Here is a 2,519-nt window from a genome sequence, read left to right as displayed (position 1 = left end):
AAGCCCTGGGCCCATTCCTCCTGCTTTGACTGGCTAGCTGAGTCTTGGCGGAAATCACGATTGAAATAGAAGTTGCGCGCTTCCAGACCAGCTTTGCTGTCCGCCAAGAAGTCAGCGGCCGCAGGCTGGCTGAGACTGAGTACCCCAGTACTCACCGCGACTGCCAAGAGGGTCTTCTTCATTGTTGTTTCTCCATGATCAGGGGGTTGGCATATCGGGGAGTCGTCGCTGCATGCCGTGCTCTCCGAATAGGGGGGCAGGTTCCTCTGCGCCAATGCTCAGCTGGGGGCTAGGCCAGTTCGCGCGCAATAACTAGGTCGAGGAACCATTACGGACTTTGGGGAAGATCAAGCGGAATACGGTAAAGCTGCCTGGCAGGCTGCTGACCTCGACCGTGCCCTGGTGCAGGCTCATGATCGAGCGAACAATTGCCAGGCCCAGCCCTGTACCCCCTTCGGCACGAGAACGGCTGGTATCGACGCGGTAGAAGCGCTCAAACAAATGGGGGATGTGCTGTGCTGGGATGCCAATACCAGGGTTTCCGACCGAGAACGATACGGTTTCGCTGTGCTTCTCGATCAGCAGCGAGATGTTTGCGCCGATAGGGCTATGCCGAATCGCATTGGACAAAAGGTTTGAAATGGCGCGCTGCACCATCAGCCGATCACCGAAGGTTCGGCCTGCTCCGGAAATACTCAGGCTTATCTGCTTCTCTTCAGCGGAGATGCTGAACAGATCCACTACGCGTCTTGCTTCGTCTTCCAAAGAAATCTTCTCGAAGGGCACTAGCGACGCTGGGTGGCTGACTTGAGCGAGAAACAACATGTCGGACACGATCCGGGCGACGCGCTCAAGCTCCTCTGTACAGCACTCCAGTACGGCTTTGTATTCCTCTGGCGGACGCTCTCTGGAGAGGGTTACCTGGGCTTTGCCCATCAGGTTGGTGATGGGCGAACGCAACTCATGGGCTAGGTCATCAGAGAATTGCGATAGCTGCTGAACGCCGCCATCAAGTCGATGCAGCATGAAGTTGATGCCGTGGGCCAGCGCGCTGAGCTCTTGTGGAAGTTTGTCGACGGAAATCCGATGGGTCAGGTCCTGCGTGGAGATCAGCGAGGCAACTTGACGAAATTGCCGGAGAGGAGAGAGGCCTCGCTGCACGATCCACCATGCGCCCATGCCAATCAGCGCGAGCAGAAGAGGGAGTGCGATCAGTGTTGATTTGAGGTAGGCGCTGAGCAGCGCTTCGTCGGCAGATCGATCAATTGAGAGCAGGACTCTGACGTGGTCGCCATCGTTGAGCAGCATCACTTTGGATGCGGTCAGGAAGTTGTTTCCCTCAGTATCCGACCAGCTTTGGTAACTAGGGGTATCGCCTGCCGGTATGTTGGCAAGAATGGGCTCCCTGGATTTCTCACCCAGATTCAGGGGTAATTTTGTGCCTGACTTTTTCCCGTAGATCGTCAGGTGCAGGTTGTCATGTCCCATGACCAGATCCAACAGTGCGTGAGGCTGCTGGGAAATTGCATGGGCGCTCATGTCTTCAGCGAGACTGTGCTGAATCTGCTCCAGTTTGCCGTCAAGACTCTTCTTGGCCAAAGAGTCCAACTCATGAGTCAGTGCGAAGTAGGCGAGTGCCGCTAGCAGAACAACCAGTGCCGCCCCCATCACGCTGACCGACAGGCCAAGGCGCATGGATAGACTGGCCGGCCTCATGCTCGCTCCTCAAGCACGTACCCAACACCCCTAAGGGTGTGGATCAGTTTGTTATCGAACGGGTCATCAATTTTGGCGCGCAGCCTGCGGATGGAGACTTCGACGACGTTGGTATCGCAGTCAAAATTCATATCCCAGACCAGCGAAATGATCTGGGTGCGCGATAGCACTTCCCCAGAGCGGCGCATCAGTAGGTGCAGCAACGCAAACTCTTTGGTGGTCAGATCGATACGCTGCTCGCCACGGAACGCGCGGTGCCTAGCCGGATCAAGTTCAAGGTCGGCTACCCGCAGCACTTCCGGTACCGGAATTTGTTCGCTTCGCCGTAGCAACGTACGAATTCGCGCAAGTAATTCAGGGAACTCAAACGGTTTGACTAAATAATCATCCGCGCCCAAATCCAGGCCTTTAATTTTATCCACTAAGCGGCCGCGCGCGGTCAGCATTATTACGCGAGTACTGCTGTTGCTGCGTATATGCTCAAGCACACCCCAGCCATCAATTTCTGGAAGGTTTACATCAAGCACTACCAAATCGTAAGCGTGTTGCCTAACAAGATGGAGGCCGTCAACTCCCGTGGCAGCCTTATCAACTACATAGCCACTTTCGCTTAAGCCTTGGTGTAAGTACTCAGCAGTCTTGGGCTCGTCCTCGACAATAAGGATTCGCATAAATATTCACCTTAAAATGTGCGGCCAGTATTTTTTAGGGATGCTCTGAAGTAGCCCTGTATTTCCGGCCGACTTCAGCTCTTGCCGATTTTAAAAGCGGCGATTCGACCAAAACCGATCAAGTCATCCGTT

Annotated in this window: 3 protein-coding genes; all 3 read right to left on the bottom strand. The window is 54.8% G+C overall.

Annotated features, from left to right (window positions below):
* Positions 1 to 182 (bottom strand): OprD family outer membrane porin (locus AUK77_RS00025; RefSeq protein ID WP_296125054.1); only part of this gene is annotated, 182 nt, incomplete at its 3' end.
* A gap of 130 nt (positions 183 to 312) precedes the next feature.
* The gene (locus AUK77_RS00020) at positions 313 to 1,716 is read right to left on the bottom strand and encodes a heavy metal sensor histidine kinase (protein ID WP_296125052.1); all 1,404 of its coding nucleotides are present in this window, start codon (positions 1,714 to 1,716) and stop codon (positions 313 to 315) included.
* Positions 1,713 to 2,387: a heavy metal response regulator transcription factor gene (locus tag AUK77_RS00015; RefSeq protein WP_017675714.1), complete on the bottom strand. Its 675-nt coding sequence runs from the start codon at positions 2,385 to 2,387 to the stop codon at positions 1,713 to 1,715. Before AUK77_RS00015 ends, AUK77_RS00020 begins: the two co-directional genes overlap by 4 nt.
* Positions 2,388 to 2,519: the final 132 nt, after the last annotated feature.

This window comes from Pseudomonas sp. Ga0074129 (assembly GCA_001465025.1).
Classification (GTDB): Bacteria; Pseudomonadota; Gammaproteobacteria; order Pseudomonadales; family Pseudomonadaceae; genus Aquipseudomonas.
The sequence above is the reverse complement of the archived record's forward strand: the minus strand, read 5'-3'. Positions and strand labels throughout refer to the sequence as shown.